This window comes from Gillisella taibaishanensis (genome assembly GCF_001938985.1).
Taxonomy (GTDB): domain Bacteria; phylum Pseudomonadota; class Alphaproteobacteria; order Rhizobiales; family Rhizobiaceae; genus Allorhizobium; species Allorhizobium taibaishanense.
Map to the genome: position 1 here is coordinate 400,649 of NZ_MKIN01000023.1, position 19,470 is coordinate 420,118.

Annotated in this window: 20 protein-coding genes; 13 read left to right on the plus strand and 7 right to left on the minus strand. The window is 57.0% G+C overall.

Annotation, left to right across the window (positions count from 1 at the left end; all coding sequences use genetic code 11):
* Positions 1-6: 6 nt before the first annotated feature.
* The 4 genes from mnmE to hemE form a co-directional block, all read right to left on the minus strand.
* Positions 7-1,317: a tRNA uridine-5-carboxymethylaminomethyl(34) synthesis GTPase MnmE gene (gene mnmE, locus BJF91_RS18585; protein WP_075616004.1), complete on the minus strand. Its 1,311-nt coding sequence runs from the start codon at positions 1,315-1,317 to the stop codon at positions 7-9.
* Between the two features lie 146 nt (positions 1,318-1,463).
* Positions 1,464-2,729, minus strand: coding sequence for a transcription termination factor Rho (gene rho, locus BJF91_RS18590; protein WP_139310764.1), 1,266 nt, complete (start codon positions 2,727-2,729; stop codon positions 1,464-1,466).
* 196 nt (positions 2,730-2,925) lie between these two features.
* Positions 2,926-3,465, minus strand: coding sequence for a protoporphyrinogen oxidase HemJ (gene hemJ, locus BJF91_RS18595; RefSeq protein ID WP_075616005.1), 540 nt, complete (start codon positions 3,463-3,465; stop codon positions 2,926-2,928).
* A 3-nt stretch (positions 3,466-3,468) separates the two neighbouring features.
* Positions 3,469-4,503, minus strand: a complete 1,035-nt coding sequence (gene hemE / locus BJF91_RS18600; protein ID WP_075616006.1) for a uroporphyrinogen decarboxylase — start codon at positions 4,501-4,503, stop codon at positions 3,469-3,471.
* Between the two features lie 404 nt (positions 4,504-4,907).
* On the opposite strand from hemE, the gene BJF91_RS18605 reads away from it, so the two are divergent.
* From BJF91_RS18605 to dnaQ, 5 genes are all read left to right on the plus strand, one after another.
* A complete protein-coding gene (locus BJF91_RS18605) occupies positions 4,908-5,729 on the plus strand; it encodes a pyruvate, water dikinase regulatory protein (RefSeq protein ID WP_075616007.1) in 822 nt (273 codons plus the stop codon).
* Between the two features lie 42 nt (positions 5,730-5,771).
* The gene (locus BJF91_RS18610; RefSeq protein ID WP_075616008.1) at positions 5,772-6,371 is read left to right on the plus strand and encodes a Maf family nucleotide pyrophosphatase; all 600 of its coding nucleotides are present in this window, start codon (positions 5,772-5,774) and stop codon (positions 6,369-6,371) included.
* Positions 6,364-7,224, plus strand: coding sequence for a shikimate dehydrogenase (locus BJF91_RS18615; RefSeq protein ID WP_075616009.1), 861 nt, complete (start codon positions 6,364-6,366; stop codon positions 7,222-7,224). Before BJF91_RS18610 ends, BJF91_RS18615 begins: the two co-directional genes overlap by 8 nt.
* Positions 7,221-7,802 (plus strand): dephospho-CoA kinase, encoded by a 582-nt coding sequence (gene coaE / locus BJF91_RS18620; protein WP_075616010.1) that lies wholly within the window; start codon positions 7,221-7,223, stop codon positions 7,800-7,802. Before BJF91_RS18615 ends, coaE begins: the two co-directional genes overlap by 4 nt.
* A 131-nt stretch (positions 7,803-7,933) precedes the next feature.
* Positions 7,934-8,662: a DNA polymerase III subunit epsilon gene (gene dnaQ, locus BJF91_RS18625; protein ID WP_075616106.1), complete on the plus strand. Its 729-nt coding sequence runs from the start codon at positions 7,934-7,936 to the stop codon at positions 8,660-8,662.
* Between the two features lie 58 nt (positions 8,663-8,720).
* On the opposite strand, the gene secB is transcribed toward dnaQ, so the two are convergent.
* A complete protein-coding gene (gene secB, locus BJF91_RS18630; protein WP_075616011.1) occupies positions 8,721-9,182 on the minus strand; it encodes a protein-export chaperone SecB in 462 nt (153 codons plus the stop codon).
* Between the two features lie 71 nt (positions 9,183-9,253).
* The gene (locus BJF91_RS18635) at positions 9,254-9,808 is read right to left on the minus strand and encodes an FxsA family protein (RefSeq protein ID WP_075616012.1); all 555 of its coding nucleotides are present in this window, start codon (positions 9,806-9,808) and stop codon (positions 9,254-9,256) included.
* 121 nt (positions 9,809-9,929) lie between these two features.
* Between BJF91_RS18635 and BJF91_RS18640 the strand changes: the two genes are divergently transcribed.
* The 5 genes from BJF91_RS18640 to gyrB all read left to right on the plus strand — a co-directional run bounded on the left by BJF91_RS18640 (position 9,930) and on the right by gyrB (position 15,266).
* Positions 9,930-10,625, plus strand: coding sequence for a Tim44/TimA family putative adaptor protein (locus BJF91_RS18640; RefSeq protein WP_075616013.1), 696 nt, complete (start codon positions 9,930-9,932; stop codon positions 10,623-10,625).
* A complete protein-coding gene (gene mltA, locus BJF91_RS18645; RefSeq protein WP_075616014.1) occupies positions 10,622-11,740 on the plus strand; it encodes a murein transglycosylase A in 1,119 nt (372 codons plus the stop codon). Before BJF91_RS18640 ends, mltA begins: the two co-directional genes overlap by 4 nt.
* Complete coding sequence (locus BJF91_RS18650; RefSeq protein ID WP_075616015.1) at positions 11,740-12,315, plus strand: Smr/MutS family protein; 576 nt, start codon at positions 11,740-11,742, stop codon at positions 12,313-12,315. Before mltA ends, BJF91_RS18650 begins: the two co-directional genes overlap by 1 nt.
* Positions 12,315-12,710, plus strand: a complete 396-nt coding sequence (locus BJF91_RS18655) for a helix-turn-helix domain-containing protein (protein ID WP_075616107.1) — start codon at positions 12,315-12,317, stop codon at positions 12,708-12,710. The genes BJF91_RS18650 and BJF91_RS18655 overlap by 1 nt, the downstream gene beginning before the upstream one ends.
* 120 nt (positions 12,711-12,830) lie before the next feature.
* The gene (gyrB, locus tag BJF91_RS18660) at positions 12,831-15,266 is read left to right on the plus strand and encodes a DNA topoisomerase (ATP-hydrolyzing) subunit B (protein WP_075616016.1); all 2,436 of its coding nucleotides are present in this window, start codon (positions 12,831-12,833) and stop codon (positions 15,264-15,266) included.
* 162 nt (positions 15,267-15,428) lie between these two features.
* Here gyrB and BJF91_RS18665 read toward each other — a convergent pair whose 3' ends face one another.
* The gene (locus BJF91_RS18665) at positions 15,429-16,025 is read right to left on the minus strand and encodes a nitroreductase family protein (protein WP_075616017.1); all 597 of its coding nucleotides are present in this window, start codon (positions 16,023-16,025) and stop codon (positions 15,429-15,431) included.
* Between the two features lie 572 nt (positions 16,026-16,597).
* Between BJF91_RS18665 and BJF91_RS18670 the strand changes: the two genes are divergently transcribed.
* From BJF91_RS18670 to BJF91_RS18680, 3 genes are all read left to right on the plus strand, one after another.
* Entirely contained in the window at positions 16,598-17,905 is a 1,308-nt protein-coding gene (locus tag BJF91_RS18670; protein WP_075616018.1) for a polyhydroxyalkanoate depolymerase, read from the plus strand.
* 133 nt (positions 17,906-18,038) lie between these two features.
* Positions 18,039-18,476, plus strand: coding sequence for a DUF2852 domain-containing protein (locus BJF91_RS18675; protein ID WP_075616019.1), 438 nt, complete (start codon positions 18,039-18,041; stop codon positions 18,474-18,476).
* Positions 18,477-18,674: 198 nt separating this feature from the next.
* The gene (locus tag BJF91_RS18680; RefSeq protein WP_075616020.1) at positions 18,675-19,439 is read left to right on the plus strand and encodes a M48 family metallopeptidase; all 765 of its coding nucleotides are present in this window, start codon (positions 18,675-18,677) and stop codon (positions 19,437-19,439) included.
* The last annotated feature ends 31 nt before the right edge of the window (positions 19,440-19,470 follow it).

A 19,470-nucleotide genomic window follows, 5' to 3' on the forward strand; every position in this document is an offset into this window, starting at 1 on the left:
CGTGAATCATTTTCCAACGCAGAATTCCGAGAAAATCTTACCGAGCAGAATTTCCGTGTCGATCCGTCCGGTTAACCGACCCAAACAATCCGACGCCATCCGTAAATAATCCGCGCGAATTTCAAGGTTCAAACTGCTGTGCAAAGCACATTCAATATTCGCTAATGACTGCTTCAAACACTCGACGTGGCGTAACCGGCTAGGAATCACAGAACCACCGAAGTCGAAACGTGCCCGAATCGAATTCAAGATCGCGGCGCGAACTCTGTCGATATCGCCGGGATCCGAAGTCGATATCATCAGGTCAAAGCCGGAAATATCGCCGGATGCACTGAGATCGATCTTTGTCCCGACTTTAAGAACCGGAACCGAAATGATATCCAGTGCAGATCCCTCGACTGTCACATCTTGAAGAGCAAGTACGAGATCAGCTTCATCGATCTTCCGTAGAGCACGACGGATACCTTCCTGCTCCACGGCTTCATCGGTGTCTCTAATTCCGGCAGTGTCATACAGCCGGACCACATAACCTTCAAGATCAATATCGCAGTGCAGAATGTCGCGTGTCGTACCAGCATAATGCGTGACGATGGCAATATCGCGTCCCGCGAGTGCATTGATTAAACTCGATTTGCCGGCATTCGGCGGTCCAGCAATCACCACTTTAAATCCGTCGCGGATGATCTCGCCACGTTTTTCATCTGCCAGGGTCTTACTGATCTTGTCATGCAAGGCGCGGACACTGGTCCAGACTTGGTCAGAAACGGATCCTGGTATGTCGCCTTCATCGGAAAAATCGAGCTCCGCTTCGATCATCGCTCGGGCATGGATCAGCAACTCTCTCCACTCTGCGTAGGTTCGAGTTGCCTCGCCACCGGCCTGAACGATCGCCTGGCGACGCTGCATTTCCGTTTCAGCCGCCAGCAGGTCGGCAAGCCCTTCAACTTCCACAAGATCAAGCTTGCCATTCTCAAAAGCACGGCGTGAAAACTCACCCGCTTCGGCCAGGCGACAATCTTTAAATGCAGCCATCTCCGAGAGGATAGAATTGACCACAGCTAGACTACCATGCACATGAAATTCGCCGCAGTCTTCGCCAGTGAATGAGGCAGGTCCGGGGAAAAACAGCACTAAGCCCCGATCTATAACGTCACCGTCACGGTTACGAATCGATTTTAGTGTCGCCTGGCGTGGCTCCGGCACAGGACCACAGAAGTGCTCGAGCAGCTGAGCAACCGAGGGACCGGAAAACCGGATGACCGCAACCCCGCAGGGGAGGGCGCCGGTTGAAAGGGCAAAGATAGTGTCGCTGGTCATTACTAAACCGAATGGTCCAAAGAGCTGTAATCAATGCGGCCGAAAATGCTCGGCTGCCATCGATGATCTCACGCCTACCGAAAAATGCAAAACCTCCGGCCAGGGACCGGAGGTTTCCGTAAATGAATCCGGCTTACAAAATCGGATCAGGTGTTCATCGACTCGAAGAAGTCGCCATTCGTCTTGGTCTGTTTCAACTTGTCGATCAGGAACTCGATAGCATCCGTGGTGCCCATCGGTGCCAGAATCCTCCGCAGCACGAAAATCTTCTGCAGATCCTGGCGGGGGACCAGCAGGTCTTCCTTACGTGTTCCGGACTTCAGAATATCCATCGACGGGAAGATGCGCTTATCGGCGACCTTCCGGTCGAGCACGATTTCCGAGTTGCCCGTGCCCTTGAACTCTTCGAAAATGACTTCGTCCATACGGCTGCCAGTATCGATCAGCGCCGTTGCAATGATCGTCAAGGAGCCGCCTTCTTCGATGTTACGCGCGGCACCGAAGAAACGCTTCGGCCGCTGCAGGGCGTTGGCGTCCACACCACCCGTCAGAACCTTACCGGAAGAGGGGACAACAGTGTTATAGGCGCGGCCGAGGCGGGTGATGGAATCGAGCAGGATCACGACATCGCGACCGTGCTCGACAAGACGCTTGGCCTTTTCAATGACCATTTCCGCGACCTGCACATGCCGTACTGCCGGCTCATCGAAGGTCGATGACACGACCTCGCCACGCACGGAGCGTTGCATGTCAGTGACTTCTTCCGGCCGTTCATCGATCAGCAGAACGATCAGGTAGCATTCCGGATGGTTGGCGGTGATCGAATGGGCGATGTTCTGCAAAAGCACCGTCTTACCAGTGCGTGGCGGAGCGACGATCAATCCACGCTGGCCTTTGCCGAGCGGGGCAACCAGATCGATTACGCGCGACGAAAGATCCTTGGAGGTCGGGATTTCCAGTTCCATCTTGAACCGCTCGTTTGGATAGAGCGGAGTCAAATTGTCGAAGTGAACCTTATGGCGGATCTTTTCCGGATCCTCAAAATTGATCGTATTGACTTTGAGCAGAGCGAAATAGCGCTCGCCTTCCTTCGGACCCCGGATCGGGCCTTCAACGGTATCGCCAGTCTTCAGCGAAAAACGCCGGATCTGCGAGGGGGAAATATAGATATCGTCAGGACCCGGCAGGTAATTCGCATTGGCCGAGCGCATGAAACCGAAACCGTCCTGCAGCAGTTCGACGACGCCCTCGCCGATGATTTCCACGTCCTGGCTTGCCAGCATCTTCAGGATGGCAAACATCAATTCCTGTTTGCGCATCGTGCTGGCATTTTCGACCTCAAGCGATTCCGCAAAGGCCAGCAGATCGGTTGGCGATTTGCTCTTGAGTTCTTGTAGCTTCATTTCAGCCATGAAGGGGACCATAAATCTAACTTGTTGGGGAAGGGCGTGCGGGGAATGTATCGGTTCTGCCAGGGGGACTGGCGAATACGAGAGATGCATGCCACGAAAAGAGATAGCGGGAAAATAGCTGTTTGGAGGCCGCGCCGCAAGAGGCGCGGAAAATTTCGTTCACATTTCGGGCTAGCAGAGCCCTATCCTACGAAAATCAAAAGGGCTTCACGACCACGAGAATGACGATCACGATCATCAGTACTGTCGGGATCTCGTTGAATGCCCGCCAGAACCTGGGGGTTTTCAAGTAAGTGCCCCGGCCGAATGACTTCGCAGCCATGGCGAGGTATTCATTGGCGGCGGTGAGACAAAGCACCGCAGCCAGTTTGGCATGCAGCCAGCCCCCCTGAAAATCGAAAACCGACCAGGCGAGGTAAAGGCCAAGAATCCAGGACAATGTCATCGCCGGACGCATGATCACGTTCATCAGACGCCGTTCCATCACCGCGAATGTTTCGGCCTGCTGCGAACCTGCAGGGGCGTCGAAATGGTAGATCAGCAGCCGCGGCATGTAGAGAAGCCCTGCCATCCAGGAAATGATGGCAATGACATGCAGCGCCTTGATCCAGAGATAGGCACGATCTGGGCCGGCCATAAACAGACCTGCAACAATCAGGACGAAAACAACAAGCGCTATCAAGGCCCGCCGCCCTGCGGCTCTTCCAGTGGCTTTGCTGCTCTGCTTGTCGCTCATGACCTAGCTCGCTTTCAGACGCACATGTTGCACGAGATCGCGCACGGTTTCCGGATCGGCCTGCGGGGTGATGCCATGACCGAGATTGAAGATCAGCGGGCCTGCCCCGAGCCTCCCGAGAATTCTGTCTATGCCATCGCGCATCGGCTGACCACCCGCCACCGCCAGCATCGGATCGAGATTACCCTGCACAGGGCCATCCTTTTGTAGCTCTGCTGCGAAAGACAGCGGAACGCTCCAATCCAGCCCGATGGCATCAGCAGCGGTTTTCTGGCGATAATCTTTCAGGAGAAGCCCCGCACCCTTGGCGAAGGCGATGATCTTGGCATCGGGACGCTGGCTGCGCACTTTGTCGATGATCCGCTTTACAGGACCGATGCAGAAGGTGGCAAACTCTTCCTCACCCAATACCCCAGCCCAGGAATCGAAAATCTGAACGGCGTCCGCGCCGGCTTTGAGCTGGGCCAGCAGATATTCTGCCGAAAGATCCGCGAGATGATCGAGCAGGTATCGAAATTCGCGGGGATGGCGATAGGCGAACAATCGGGCAGGAGCCTGGTCAGGTGTGCCGTGGCCGGCGATCATATAGGTCGCCACTGTCCAGGGCGCACCGCAGAAGCCGAGCAGCGTCGTTTCATCAGGCAATGTCTTACGCAACCGTGCCACGGTCTCAATCACAGGATTGAGATGTGGAAAGACCGATTGCTCCTTCAGGGCTAAAATCTCCTCCGGACTGATCGGCGTCATTTCCGGACCCTTGCCTTCGGAGAAGGTGACATTCCGGTTGAGGGCGTCAGGAATAACGAGAATGTCTGAAAACAGAATGGCTGCATCGAAGCCGTAACGCCGGATCGGCTGCAGGGTGACTTCGGTCGCAAAGTCCGGCGAATAACAGAGATCCAGGAAACTTCCAGCCTTCGCCCGCGTTTCCCGGTACTCAGGCAGATAGCGACCAGCCTGCCGCATCAACCATATTGGGGGCGGAGAGAGGGTCTGCCCCTCGAGCACTTTCAAGACGGTCCGATTTTTCGCGCTCAAGGTCGTGCCTTTCAAATTATAAAAAGAGAGATCTTCTTTTTTCTATTTCTAAGAGTCTGTGAGTAGCAAGGGTTAAAGGTCGTACACAGATTAACGATGTTCGTCCGACGTTAACCTCCTGGATGGGATAGAAGAAGGAGTGTTTGGAAAACTCATTGTTCAAATGGCACTTTAATCAAGAAAATCAATTTTTTAGGCTCAGATTCGTATTGAAGCCCATCTGTGGATAGAAGATGGATAGAAATCCGATTATCAAAATTTCTTCCGCTTATGCACAGCCCCTGTGAAAACCTCGCTGAACGGGTTAGGTCTGTGGATAAAACCCGGCTTATCCCGAGGGGTGAGGTCGAGGGCGTGGAAACGGGATTTCTCTCCCGGTCTATCAACAGCAGGGGCAGGATAACGTGGAGAACAAAAAAAACTTCTTCCATCTGCACCTGATTTCTGACTCGACCGGTGAAACTTTGATCTCGGCTGGGCGTGCGGCCGCGGTGCAATTTCAGCATTCCAGTCCGATCGAACATGTTTATCCGCTGGTGCGAAATCGGCGCCAGGCCGATGCGGTACTGCAGTCGGTCGATAAGGAACCCGGCATCGTACTCTATACAATCGTCGACCCTGAACTCGCGGATTTCGTCGATCGTAAATGCGTTGAGCTCGGCGTTCCCAGTGTCAACGTTCTGGAGCCTATTATCGGCACGTTCCAGACCTATCTAGGTCCGCTGGCGCGTCGTCGCGTCGGTGCGCAGCATGTGATGAATGCCGATTATTTCGCCCGCATCGAAGCATTGAATTACACGATGGACCATGATGACGGGCAGATGGTCGAGGATTATGACACGGCCGACGTCGTGATTGTCGGTATCAGCCGGACATCGAAAACGCCGACGAGTATCTATCTTGCCAACAGAGGTATCAAGACGGCCAATATTCCGATCGTGCCCGGGGCGCCGTTGCCGGACTCTCTGCTTGCGGCAACTAGACCACTGATCGTCGGGCTAATTGCCACGTCAGACCGGATTTCCCAGGTGCGGGGTCACCGGGAGCTTGGCAGCGTCAGCGGTTTTGATCCGAGCGGCTATACCGACCGCGCGAGCATTGCCGAAGAACTGAAATATGCACGGTCACTCTGTGCACGCCATAACTGGCCGGTGATCGATGTCACCCGTCGCTCGATCGAAGAGACGGCTGCGGCAATCATTGCACTGCGCGCCAAGCCGCGCTAGAGCCTGAAACAAAGGCCGGCTGGTCCGGCGATGAGGGTTTCAATGAAAAGTCCGATCATTCTTGCCTCCACCAGTCCCTTCCGCAAACATCTGCTGACCGAGGTGGGCCTTACCTTTTCCACGGCTGCCCCTGATGTCGATGAACGCGAAATCGAGGGCAGGGCCGAACATCAGCATCTTTCGCCTGAACAATTGGCCGAGTTGCTGGCTTGTGAGAAGGCCCTCGCGGTCAGCCGCCGGCATGATGGAGCGCTGGTGATCGGCGGCGACCAGGTGATGGCTTTGGGTGATCGCGTCTATCACAAACCGAAGGATATGGCCGCTGCCCGGGATCAGTTGCTAAGCCTGCGCGGCGAAACGCATACTCTCTATAGCGTGCTCGCCATTGCTAAAGACGACGAGATCATTTGGCGGCGTGTGTCTCTCGCGCATATGAGCGTGCGGATGTTCAGCGAAGCTTTTCTCGATGATTATCTTGAAAAGGCCGGCGACAAGATCTTGAAAAGCGTTGGCGGCTATCAGATCGAGGGCCGCGGCCTGCAATTGTTTTCGGCGGTCGAAGGCGATTACTTCACCATCGTCGGTGTGCCGCTTCTACCGCTTCTCGAAAAACTTCGGCAACTGGACGTCCTGCATGCATGATTCACGTGAAACACTCGCACCCGCTGCATTCGTTGCCGGCTTTCCAATCAAGCACTCACGCTCTCCCCTCATCCATTCCTACTGGCTGCGCCAACATGGCTTGGAAGGGGATTACCGCAAAGTTGAAGTTGCGCCTGATGATTTTGCCAATTTCCTCGATGGTGTGAAATCGGGCCGCAATCCCTACCGTGGTGGCAATGTTACAATCCCTCATAAGGAAGCGGCATACCGTATTGCAGATGTCAGAGATGAGGTGGTCGTGCGGCTCGGCGCGGCCAATACGCTCTGGCTGGAAGAAGGTCGTCTGCACGCAACCAATACCGATGTCTATGGCTTCCTTGCCAATCTCGACCAGCGCTGTCAGGGCTGGGATGCCGCAAAACGCGCTGTCGTTCTTGGTGCGGGCGGCGCCAGCCGGGCGATCGTCCATGGCCTGCTCGATCGCGGTCTCGAGAGAATAGATATTGTCAACCGCACTGAGGCGCGCGCGCAGGAACTCGCGGCCCATTTCGGGGAAGCGGTCGCCGGTCATGGCATGGAAAAGCTGCATCACGTTCTGCGGGGTACTCAACTGCTGGTCAATACAACCTCACTTGGCATGAACGGCGAGGATGTGCCGCAGATCGACTGGGGGTCGTTCTCTCCTCATGCATTGGTCACGGACATTGTTTACACACCGCTGGAAACGGGCCTTTTGCGCCAAGCGAAAGCAGCAGGACTTGCGACAGTCGATGGGCTCGGCATGCTGCTGCATCAGGCGGTGCCCGGCTTTGAAAAATGGTTCGGGATCAGGCCAGAGGTAACGGATGAGTTGCGGCAGTTGGTAATCGCTGATCTGGAGGCGCATGGATGATCCGCATCGGCCTCACGGGCTCAATAGGCATGGGCAAGACGACCACGGCAGATTTCTTCCGCCAGGAGGGCGTGCCGGTCTATGATGCCGACGCCGCAGTGCATGATCTATATCGCGGTGAAGCCGTCGATCCGATTAGTGCAGAATTCCCCGAGGCGATCGTAAACGGTGTCGTCAATCGCGATATCCTCAGTCGAACTCTGGCTCAGAATCCGGATAAGCTTAAGAGGTTGGAGGCGATCGTGCATCCGCTTGTTCGCCGCAAGCAGCGAGATTTTATTGACGATCAGGATCTGGCAGGTGCTGACCTGGTCGTTTTCGACATTCCGCTGCTGTTTGAGACCGGCGGCGAAAAGCAACTCGACAAGGTGGTTGTCGTCAGCTGCGATGCTGCCACGCAGAAGCGTCGGGTTCTGTCTCGACCTGGCTGGACTGAGGACAAGTTGGCTTTGGTCTTATCGCGCCAGATGCCTGACGCTGAGAAACGAGACCGGGCCGATTTTGTAGTCGACACTGGCAATGGACTGCAGGCGGCCCAGGCGCAAGTCAGGGCGATCGTCACTCAGCTTCGCAGCTAAAGACTGGATAAGCAGCGCGCATCGACGTGCAAAAGCCAAAAGCCTGATGTAATCAAGACTGGATCGGCGCGGTGCGGGCTCGATAATTAAGCAACGCCGATATCGGCAGACAAAAGTATTCAGGAGCGATGATGCGCGAAATCGTATTCGATACAGAAACCACTGGCCTTGAAAGCAAGATGGATCGGGTCATCGAAATCGGTGGTGTGGAACTGTTCAACCATTTCCCTACCGGGCGAACCTTCCATGTGTATATCAACCCTGCTGACCGGGCGATCCATCCGGACGCGCTGGCGGTACATGGTATCACGCCCGAGTTCCTGAAGGACAAGCCTCTTTTCGCCGACATAGTTGAGGACCTCGTAGCGTTTTTCGACGGTGCCAAATGGGTGGCGCATAACGCGACTTTCGATATGGGCTTCATCAACGCCGAGTTGGAGCGGCTTGGTCGTCCGCCAGTTGGTCCCGAACATGTAATCGACACGCTTTCGCTGGCGCGGCGCAAGCACCCGATGGGGCCGAACACGCTTGACGCGCTCTGCCGGCGCTACGGTATCGACAATTCGCACCGTACCAAACACGGCGCGCTTCTCGACTCCGAACTATTGGCAGAAGTCTATATTGAAATGCTGGGTGGCCGTCAGGCGACCTTCGGTCTGGAGCAGGCGGGGAGCGATGACCGGCGCAGCCGCAGTAATGATGCGGAAGTCGTCGTTGAAATTACCGCACGTCCGCGACCATTGGCGCGGCGCCTCAGTGATGACGAACAGCAGCGGCACGCCGCGCTCGTCAAGCGGCTGGGACAGAAAGCCATCTGGGCCCAATATGGCCAAGCTGAAAAGGCGGACACAGCATCATGAAAAAAGCCCGGCATTGCCGGGCTTTTTCGTTCTCAGTGATCGCGCTGAAGGCAAGGCGTCAGTTGACGCGAGCCTGCTCTTCGGCAAAGCGCTGTGCGAACATCTGAGCGAAATCGATCGGATCGATCATCAGCGGAGGGAAACCGCCATTGCGCGTCGCGTCGGCAATGATCTGGCGAGCGAACGGGAACAGCAGGCGGGGGCATTCGATGAACAGCACCGGCAGCATATGTTCCTGCGGGAAGCCGGTGATGCGGAACACGCCGCCATAAACCAGTTCGGCCGCAAACACGATCTTGTCTTCGTCACGGGCTTCGGCGGTCAGCGACAGCACGACATCGAAGTCGTTGTCAGACAGCGGATTTGCGTTGACGTTGACATTGATATTGATCGAAGGGGCCTTGTCCCGGGCCTGGAGCGAGCGCGGTGCGCCCGGATTTTCGAAGGACAGATCCTTGATATACTGGGCAAGGATATTCAGGGACGGGCTCTCCGCCCCATTGTCATTTTCATTGGCCATCGGGGTTCCTCAAGGCATTATGGTTCGAGGCCATCTAACATTTCGACAGGGGGCTTACAACCCTTTCGCCCTTAACCTTCATCCTTGGGAAGGCGGGTCCAGGGCGAGGATCCGCCTGGATTCTGCCTATGGTAGTCACCTTCATCCAAATCGATGATGTCGCCGCTGTCCACGGGACCCTGACGACGCGGGTCACGGTGATTGCCCGGATCACGATCAGCAAAACCCGCGCCTGGACCACCGCCTCGCGCCCTGCGGCGGCCAGTCTGGACGACCACAAGGCGAGGGCTGATGATTTTCCACAGAGTGGAGCGGACCACGGGGATCAGCAACATCAGTCCAAGAATATCGGTAATGAAGCCTGGCAGGATCAACAGCAGACCACCGAACACTTGTGCTGTGCTGCTCAGAACACTTTGTGCTGCCTGCTGCGGATCACCTGACCGGGGGCGGCGCAGGCGTTGGGCAAGGCTGATCCCTTGGCTTCTCAGAACCAGCACGCCGAGAAGACTCGACGCGATCACCAAGGCGATAGTTGCCAGCACGCCCAGCCACTGGCCGACCAGAACGAAGCCGGTGATCTCCATCAAAGGCAGCAAAAGGAAGAAAAGGGCAGTCAGGCGCATCAGGGGTCCTTCGAAGCAATTGTCCGATGTTTCAAAGAAGTCTCATCGGGCTATTTGAATGCAGCATCTATGCAGACTATATGGATAGGGAAAGCTTCAAATTAAACAGCGGTGCGGTGGCATGGGTTCTAATGATTTTGTGACTCTCTTCTTTCTGGTGGCTGCGGTGGTGATTTTCTGGCAGCTGCGCAGCGTTTTGGGACGTCGCACCGGCAACGAAAAGCCGCCAGTTGATCCTCTGGCTGGCCGCACAGGTGCAGCCCCGTCCACCGAGGACGCCCGCGTGGTGACATTGCCGCGCCGAGATGAGGCCGATGGTGAAGACCGCGTGACTGTAATTGACGCTTATACTCCGGTTGGCACGCCGCTGAACCAGCAACTGCGCCGGATTGTTGAAACTGACCCCACCTTCACGCCAAAAGAATTCCTCAATGGCGCGCGCATGGCTTATGAAATGATCGTCACGGCCTTTGCTGCCGGCGATCGCAAAACGCTGAAGGGCCTATTGTCGCGAGAGGTCTATGAGGGCTTCGACGCTGCCATCACCGAGCGCGAACAGCGTGGCGAAGTGGTGAAATCCACATTCGTCGGCATCGACAAGGCTGAAATCACCGCTGCCGAAGTGCGCGACAATGAAGCGCAGATCACCGTGCGTCTGGTCAGCCAGCTGATTTCGGCGACCTATGACCGCAACGGCGCTGTCATTGATGGCGATGCGGAAAATGTCGGCGATGTCAACGATATCTGGACCTTCGCCCGCGATACGCGCTCGCGCGATCCGAACTGGAAGCTTATCGCCACCGAATCCGACCAATGAACGATCTGCCGCAATCGTTGCGCCTTGAGCCTGTCACCTTCGAGCAGCTACCCGGCTGGAGGGCTGACAATGCGTCGGCTCTGTTACCAGCAATGGCCGATTGTCTGCATCACATCCGCACGGTGAAGCCCTATCGCACCGGGCAGTTGGGATTGACCGCTGACGATCTGGCGCCGCTTCTGGAAAAGGCTGCAGGCGTGGCCAAGGGCGACGGTGCGGCATTGCGCAATCTGCTGGAGCAGGAATGCCGGCCGTTCCTGATCCGTCGAACCGATGGCGGGGCGGGTTTTGTCACTGCCTTTTACGAGCCTGACATCGAGGTGTCCGATCATCGTGATGCGTACTACCGATTTCCCTTCTATCGCCGACCGGATGACTTGATCGATCTCGACGACAGCAATCGGCCCGAGGGTATCGACGCTTCCTATGTCTTCGGTCGCAACGGTCCCGAGGGCGTGGATCATTATCCTGACCGTCGGGCGATCGACCAAGGCTACCTGGAAGGTAGGGGCCTGGAAATTGCTTGGGCGAAATCCAAGGTGGATGTGTTCTACGTCCATGTCCAGGGCGCGGCGAGGCTGCGCTATGCCGATGGCAGGGTCGGGCGCATTACCTATGCTGCCAAGGCTGGCCATCCGTTTTCCGGCATTGGCAAGCTGTTGCTCGATCGCGGCGAAATTCCGTCGGCGGCCATGTCCATGCAGGCCATTCGCGCCTGGCTTGCTGCGCATCCGGATGACGTGGACGAGGTTCTCTGGCACAACAGGTCCTACATTTTCTTTCGGGAAGTAGACGCTGGCGATCTCTCCCGTGGTCCGGTTGCTGCCGCTAAGGTGCCGCTGGTCGCTGGCCGCTCACTGGCGGTGGACCGATTGATCCACACATTCGGCTTTCCATTCTTCATTCATTCCGAAAGCCTTACCCGGCTGTATGGCGGCAAACCTTTTGCCCGACTGATGCTGGCGCTCGACACCGGCTCAGCGATCGTTGGTCCTGCCCGCGGCGATATCTTTACCGGTTCGGGTGATGAGGCGGGCGATGCCGCAGGGGCGGTGCGCAACGATGCGGATTTCTATATTCTGATCCCGAAGCAGGCGGCAGCGAGGTTTGGCTGATGGCGGGTCGTGACAGGATCAGCGCCCAGGATCGAATTCTATGGGGCAAGGTGGCGCGGACCACCAGGCCTCTTCCTGGTCGTCTTGAGGATCTGACGGTCTTCGAAGATGCCTTGACTGAGACGACACCAACAAACCCTCCTGAAGTTGGTCTTGCGGCGAGGCGGCAATCGCTGGAAAGTTCTGCGGCCGGCGGCGAACCGAAAAAGCCGTCCGGCGTCCACCACCCCCTGGAGCGGCCGGTCAAGCGCAAGCTGTCGCGCGGCAAGCTGAAGCTTGAGGCGCGCATCGACCTGCATGGCCTGTTTCAAAGCGAAGCGCATTCGATCCTGCTGGAGTTTCTGGTCCGCGCCCATGAGCGCGGGATGCGCCATGTGCTTGTCATTACCGGCAAAGGCTCATCGATGGGCAGTGAAGGCGCCTTGAAGCGCGCTGTGCCGCTTTGGTTTTCCAAACCCGAATTCCGCTACCTGATTTCCTCGCATGAACCTGCCGCGCACCATCACGGCGGCGATGGCGCACTTTACGTGCGTCTCGCCAGGGCTGGTGGCGAAAGAGGGAGTCGGGAGGAATGATCACCCCGTTCGGCGAGGCGATCCGCCAACTGCGCGAGCGCAAGGGTGTCAATCAGAAGGACATGGCGAGCGCGATTGGCGTGACCCCTGCCTATCTCTCCGCGCTCGAACACGGGCAGCGTGGCAAACCGAGCTTCGACCTGCTGCAGCGCATCGCCGGCTATTTCAACATCATCTGGGACGAGGCGGACGACCTGTTTGCCGTGGCCGGTATGTCCCACCCCAAAGTCGCTTTGGACACGGTCGGACTACCGGCATCCTACACGGCCTTTGCCAATCGATTGGCAGGGATGATTCGCACCTTGCCCCCCGATGTGATAGAGGATCTCGATGCACGCCTGAGCAGGTGGGAGCAAGACCGCCAAAACCCTGGAAATCCCGTGGAATCCTGCTGAATTTTAACGCTGCGATTTGGAAGTCGCCGCAAAATCCCTATAGTCGGACTGTGCCAATATACGTGATTCGCCATTTCCTGCGGTCACGAATCTTGCTCATGACACTGGAAAGATCGCTGAATGACTGAAACGACCGATGAAGCAAATGCCGCAAGCGCTGCCTATGGCGCCGACTCCATCAAGGTACTGAAGGGCCTCGATGCTGTCCGTAAGCGGCCGGGCATGTATATCGGCGATACCGATGACGGCTCAGGCTTGCATCATATGGTCTACGAAGTCGTGGACAATGCCATCGACGAAGCCCTGGCGGGTCACGCCGACATCGTCACGGTTACGCTCAATGCCGAGGGATCGGTTACGGTCACCGACAACGGTCGCGGCATTCCGACGGATATTCATACCGGCGAAGGCATTTCGGCTGCGGAAGTCATCATGACCCAGCTGCATGCCGGCGGTAAGTTCGACCAGAATTCCTATAAAGTCTCCGGTGGTTTGCACGGCGTCGGCGTTTCCGTTGTCAATGCGCTGTCGGTCAAGCTGTCGATGAAAATCCGGCGGGCCGGCAAGATCCACGAGATGAGCTTTACCCATGGTGTCGCCGATGCGCCATTGGCCATCACCGGCAGCTATGAGGGCCGGTCGGGCACAGAAATTACTTTCCTGCCGAGCCAGGAAACATTTACCCAGGTCGAATTCGATTATTCGACACTGGAGCATCGCCTGCGCGAACTCGCCTTCCTCAATTCCGGCGTCCGCATCTTGCTGACGGACAAGCGCAAGTCTGACATTCGTCAGGAAGAAATGCTGTACGAGGGCGGGCTTGAGGCCTTCGTCCGCTATCTCGACCGCTCGAAAAAGCCGCTTGTTGCCAATCCCGTGGCGATCCGCGGCGAGAAGGACGGGATCACGGTCGAAGTCGCAATGTGGTGGAACGACAGCTACCATGAAAACGTGCTGTGCTTTACCAACAACATTCCCCAGCGCGACGGCGGCACCCATATGGCCGGCTTCCGCGGGGCGTTGACCCGCCAGATTACCTCCTATGCGGACACGTCCGGCATCACCAAAAAAGAGAAGGTGACGCTGCAGGGCGAAGATTGCCGCGAAGGATTGACTGCAGTTCTCTCGGTCAAGGTTCCCGATCCGAAATTCTCGTCGCAGACCAAGGATAAGCTGGTGTCCTCGGAAGTGCGTCCTGTGGTCGAAAGCCTGGTCAATGAGGCATTGAGCACATGGTTTGAAGAGCACCCTACGGAAGCCAAGATCCTCGTCGGCAAGGTCGTCGAGGCTGCGGTTGCCCGTGAAGCGGCGCGCAAGGCGCGTGAACTCACCCGCCGTAAGGGAGCGTTGGACATCGCTTCACTGCCCGGCAAGCTGGCCGATTGCTCCGAGCGCGATCCTGCCAAATCCGAACTCTTCCTCGTAGAGGGTGATTCGGCTGGTGGTTCCGCCAAGCAGGGCCGCTCGCGTGAGCGCCAGGCAATCCTGCCGCTGCGTGGTAAGATCCTCAATGTTGAGCGCGCCCGTTTCGACAAGATGCTGTCCAGCCAGGAAATCGGCACGCTGATCACCGCGCTCGGCACCTCGATCGGCAAGGACGAGTTCAACGCCGACAAGCTGCGCTATCACAAGATCATCATCATGACCGATGCTGACGTCGACGGCGCCCATATTCGCACGCTGCTGTTGACCTTCTTCTTCCGCCAAATGCCGGAGCTGATCGAGCGTGGCCATCTCTATATCGCCCAGCCGCCGCTTTATAAGGTCACGCGTGGCAAGTCGATTCAGTATCTGAAAGACGAAAAGGCGCTTGAGGAATATCTGATCGGTATGGGTCTGGACGAGGCTTCATTGCAGCTCGGCAGCGGCGAAGTTCGCGCCGGCCAGGATCTGCGTGAAGTGGTGCAGGACGCCCTGCGCCTGCGCAGCCTGATCGACGGTCTGCATTCCCGCTATAACCGCAATGTCGTCGAACAGGCGGCGGTCGTTGGCGCGCTCAACCACGAACTGACGGCTAACCGCGAACGCGCCGAACAGACGGCAGCCGAAGTTGCCAAGCGACTGGACCTGATCGCAGAAGAAACCGAACGCGGCTGGTCTGGCTTCGTGACCGAAGAGGGTGGCCTGCGCTTCGAGCGCATGGTGCGCGGCGTCAAGGAAGTTGCGGCTCTCGATGTCGCGCTGATCGGTTCGGCTGACGCCCGTCATATCGACCAGTTGTCGTCTCGTCTGAACGATATCTATGGCCAGCCGCCGGTTCTGACCCGCAAGGATGGCCAGCAAATCATTTCCGGTCCGCGCAATCTTCTCGACGCCGTCTTCTCCTTCGGCCGCAAGGGCCTGTCGATGCAGCGTTATAAAGGCTTGGGCGAAATGAATGCCGAACAGCTGTGGGAAACGACGCTGGATCCGAATGTCCGCTCGCTGCTGCAGGTTCGCGTCAACGACGCAACCGATGCTGATGGCCTGTTCTCGCGCCTGATGGGCGATGAAGTCGAACCTCGCCGCGAGTTCATTCAGGAAAATGCCCTGAACGTTGCCAATCTCGATATCTGAGCATTAAGACGCCAAATAAGAAAGGCCGCGCTCGTAAAAGCGCGGCCTTTTTTCGTGACTCACGTGAAACATTAAGCCTCAGAACCTGTCTTTTTAAGCTTGGCAGTCCGTGGCAGCGTCGAGATATCGCTGCCACGCGCAAAACCAAAGCTCGGAAATTTGTTAGGCCTTGAACTTGCCTTCGAAAACAACGTCTTCGAGCAGCTTACGGCCATTCGGGGATTCCTTGGCCTGCAGACCTTCCGGCAGGATCGACTTGTCGCCGAGCTTCCCGATCGCAACGGCAGCTTCGATATGATAGTCGCCGGGCACACCAAGAACGCTGGCAGCCTTGTCGAAGTCCACGCCTGTCATGCCATGGGCATGATAGCCGGAATGCAGTGCCTGCAATGCCAGATAACCCCAGGCAGCGCCGGCGTCGAAGCTATGGCTGCGCGACGGCTTAGGTGCCGAACCATCGGCGGGACGGCTCAGCGTGTCGGAAATCACGAAGACCAGTGCCGACGCATTTTTGGCCCAACCCTGGTTGAATTCGATCAAGCTCCCCAGCAACGTCTCGAAATGGGCGTCGCCCTTGAGGGCATAGACGAAACGCCAAGGCTGATAGTTGAATGCGGACGGCGCCCAATGGGCGGCCTCCAGAATGGTCAGCAATTCGGTCTTCGTCATGGTCTCGCCGGTAAAGGCACGCGGCGACCAGCGATCCAGGAAGATGGGATGGATGTCGTGGGTTGCGGTACGGTGATTGCTGCTTGTCATAGTAAACCTCAAAATGTGGAACCTTCAAAACCGCTTGGATTTTGAAGAGAAAAGAGTTCTGCGTTACCGGCCTTGAGTGCCGCTTGTCTCACTCAAGCTTGAGCCGCTTCACAGTCTTGCAAAGCCATGTAGCGCCTTTGCGACAGAACTGCGAAGAAACCGAGGCGTCAACCTGATGTGGCAGTGCCCACCCTAATCTGGAGCAGGGAGTGCCATTCAGCAACCGTTCGTTTGCTATCTGTCGTCAAGTCAAGTTGATATCTCGACGGATCAAGCAGAGCCCAGTCCCGATGACGCGGATGGCGGAAAAACAAAGCTAAGGCGCCTCGGCGATTGGGTGAAAACCGAGGTATGTAAAGCACTGGCCATTCGCGCCGTTTGTCAAGTTGTAAAATCCCGTGAGGGCATTCGCCTGATAAATTCTATCAAATATAAAGGTTTGTGTGCATACTATCTTCCCTACGGCAGATTGTTCGGACGATATTCACGACGGCAATGATTTGCTTGAACCTCGGCTTAACTGCTCCAGTTTAGCTTCGGATGGGTGACAACAGGAAAAGGCGAATTCGTCGATGTTCTATCAGCTTTATGAAATGAACCACGCAGCCATGGCCCCGTTTCGCGCAACCGCGGATGCGATGCGGCTGGCTTTTCGCAACCCGCTGAACCCGCTGTCTCATACGGTTATCGGCCGCACCATGGCGGCCGGTTTCGAAGTGTTCGAGCGCAGCACCCGCCGTTATGGCAAGCCGGAATTTGGCCTGCCGACCACGGTCATCGATGGTTCGCCGGTTACGATCACTGAGGAAGTCACGTGGTCTAAGCCGTTCTGCAACCTCATCCATTTTCGCCGTGGCCTGGCCCAGGCCCGCAGCGAGGATCCAAAGATCTTGATCGTTGCGCCAATGTCCGGTCACTATGCCACGCTGCTGCGCGGCACCGTCGAAGCGCTTCTGCCGCAGGCCGATGTCTACATCACCGATTGGATAGACGCCCGCATGGTGCCGATGACCGACGGTACCTTCGATCTCGACGACTACATCGACTATGTCATCGAGATCCTGCATCACCTCGGCCCGAACACCAATGTTGTCGCGGTCTGCCAACCTTCCGTTCCGGTGCTAGCGGCCGTGGCGCGCATGGAATCGGAAAACGATGTGTTTGCTCCGGCCTCCATGACGTTGATGGGGGGCCCGATTGACACGCGGATCAATCCGACCGCTGTCAACGAACTGGCGAAGAACAAACCGCTCGACTGGTTCCAGGACAATGTGATCATGAATGTGCCCTGGCCGCAGCCAGGCTTCATGCGTGCGGTTTATCCCGGCTTCCTGCAGCTTTCAGGCTTCATGTCGATGAATCTCGACCGGCACATGATCGCTCAAAAAGATTTCTACATGCATCTGGTGAAGAACGACGGGGACTCCGCCGAAAAGCACCGTGAATTCTACGATGAATATCTGGCTGTCATGGACCTGACGGCAGAGTTTTATCTGCAAACGGTTGAGACTGTCTTCATGCGCCACGCTCTGCCTAAGGGTGAGATGACACATCGCGGCAAGCCAGTGGATTGCGGCGCGATCCGCAATGTAGCGCTGCTGACCGTCGAAGGCGAGAATGACGATATTTCCGGCCTCGGCCAGACCAAGGCAGCCCAAACGCTTTGCACCAATCTGCCGGACAGCAAGCGGATGCATTACATGCAGCCGGATGTCGGTCATTACGGTGTTTTCAACGGTTCACGCTTCCGCCGCGAAATCGCACCGCGCATCGTGGCGTTTGCCAAGGAACATTCCAAGCCGCAATCGACTGCGGAAGTCGCCGCAGCAAAGCGCGCGTCTATGGTAAAGCGCGTTATCAAGGGCGGAAAGTCGGCTTAGGCAAATCGAATTCTGCCAATTTCAGCAGCGGTTTATCGGATTGGGCGGCACATGCGCTTGAAGGTTGTGCCGGCCGTTCCCATCTCGAATATGTCCGGTCGCATCGTGCCCCGGACGCAACGAGGATAAGGGAATGAACCAATCAGCATTGCTGCGTCCGGGCTGGACGCCCGCGACCATTGCTCTGATGGTGCTCGGCTTCGTCGTCTTCTGGCCGCTTGGCCTTGCCATGCTCGCCTATATCTTATGGGGCGACCGCTTCCGGACATCGAACCGTAACCCAACCGAGGCGATGGACGCCATGTTTTCCAAATGCTGCGGCAGCCGCCGGTCGCGCAATCGTAACCGTTTTCGCACATCGACCGGCAATCTTGCTTTTGACGAATGGCGCGTCGCCGAGTTGGAGCGCATCGAGCAGGAACGCCGCAAGCTCGAGGAAATGCGTGCGGAGTTCGAGGCCTATGTGCTGGAACTGCAGCGTGCCAAGGACAAGGAAGAGTTCGACCGCTTCATGAACCAGCGCAATGCTAATCGCCGCGATGGCGATGTCCAAACCTTCACGCAGGACTGATGCGTTATCACCGATCAGAGGGCCGATATCTCCGGGTGTCGGCCTTTTTTTATGGCTTCTGTCGAAGTATGGCTTAGCTCTCCAGCGTTTCATTCCAACACTGAAACGCTCTCATCTCTGGTTTTTGCGCATTTCCGGGCGGACACCGGTTTCCACTTACCATAGAAATGCTTCAGGCGAATCAGGTACAAGACCCCGATGTTTCCCTCGTTTCTGCGCAACCCGACGCGGGTGGCAAAAAAGCCCGATCTGTCCGAGAGCCGCGAACTATTCGTGGCCGGCCGCACTGTCGCGCTTGCCATCCGCGAAAACCGGAGGGCGACGCGGATCACGCTGAGGATCGAGCCCGGCGGGCGCGGGCTGAAAATGACGGTGCCGAAAGGCATCCGCCGGGGTGAGGTCAACGATTTCATCGAGCGTCATCGTGGTTGGCTGGAGACCAAACTGGCGCGCTTTTCTGGCGAGACGAAAATCGGGGCAGGAGGGACGATCCCCTTGCGCGGCGTGCCGCATCGCATCGTCCATACCGGACAGATCCGCGGAACGACTGAGGCCGTGATCGAGGGTGGCGAACCGCTCATCCGCATCAGCGGTCTGCCGGAACATGCCGGCCGGCGCCTTTCGACCTTTCTGAAGAAGGAGGCGCGCCACGATCTTGAGCGCCTGGTGGCGATCCATACCGGCCGCCTCGGCAAGCCCGCCAATGGTCTGGCCCTGAAGGATACCCGCAGCCGTTGGGGCTCTTGTTCCTGGAACGGGAATCTGAGCTTTTCCTGGCGTATCGTCATGGCGCCGCCCGAGGTTATCGATTATCTCGCAGCTCACGAGGTGGCGCATCTCAAGGAAATGAACCACGGGCCGCAATTCTGGGCGCTGTGCAAGCGGCTTTGTCCCGGCACGGAGGCGGCCAAGGACTGGCTGAAGCGGCATGGTTCTGAACTTCACGCCCTCGATTTCGACTGATTCGGCTCGACTCCAAGACGATTTCATGTCA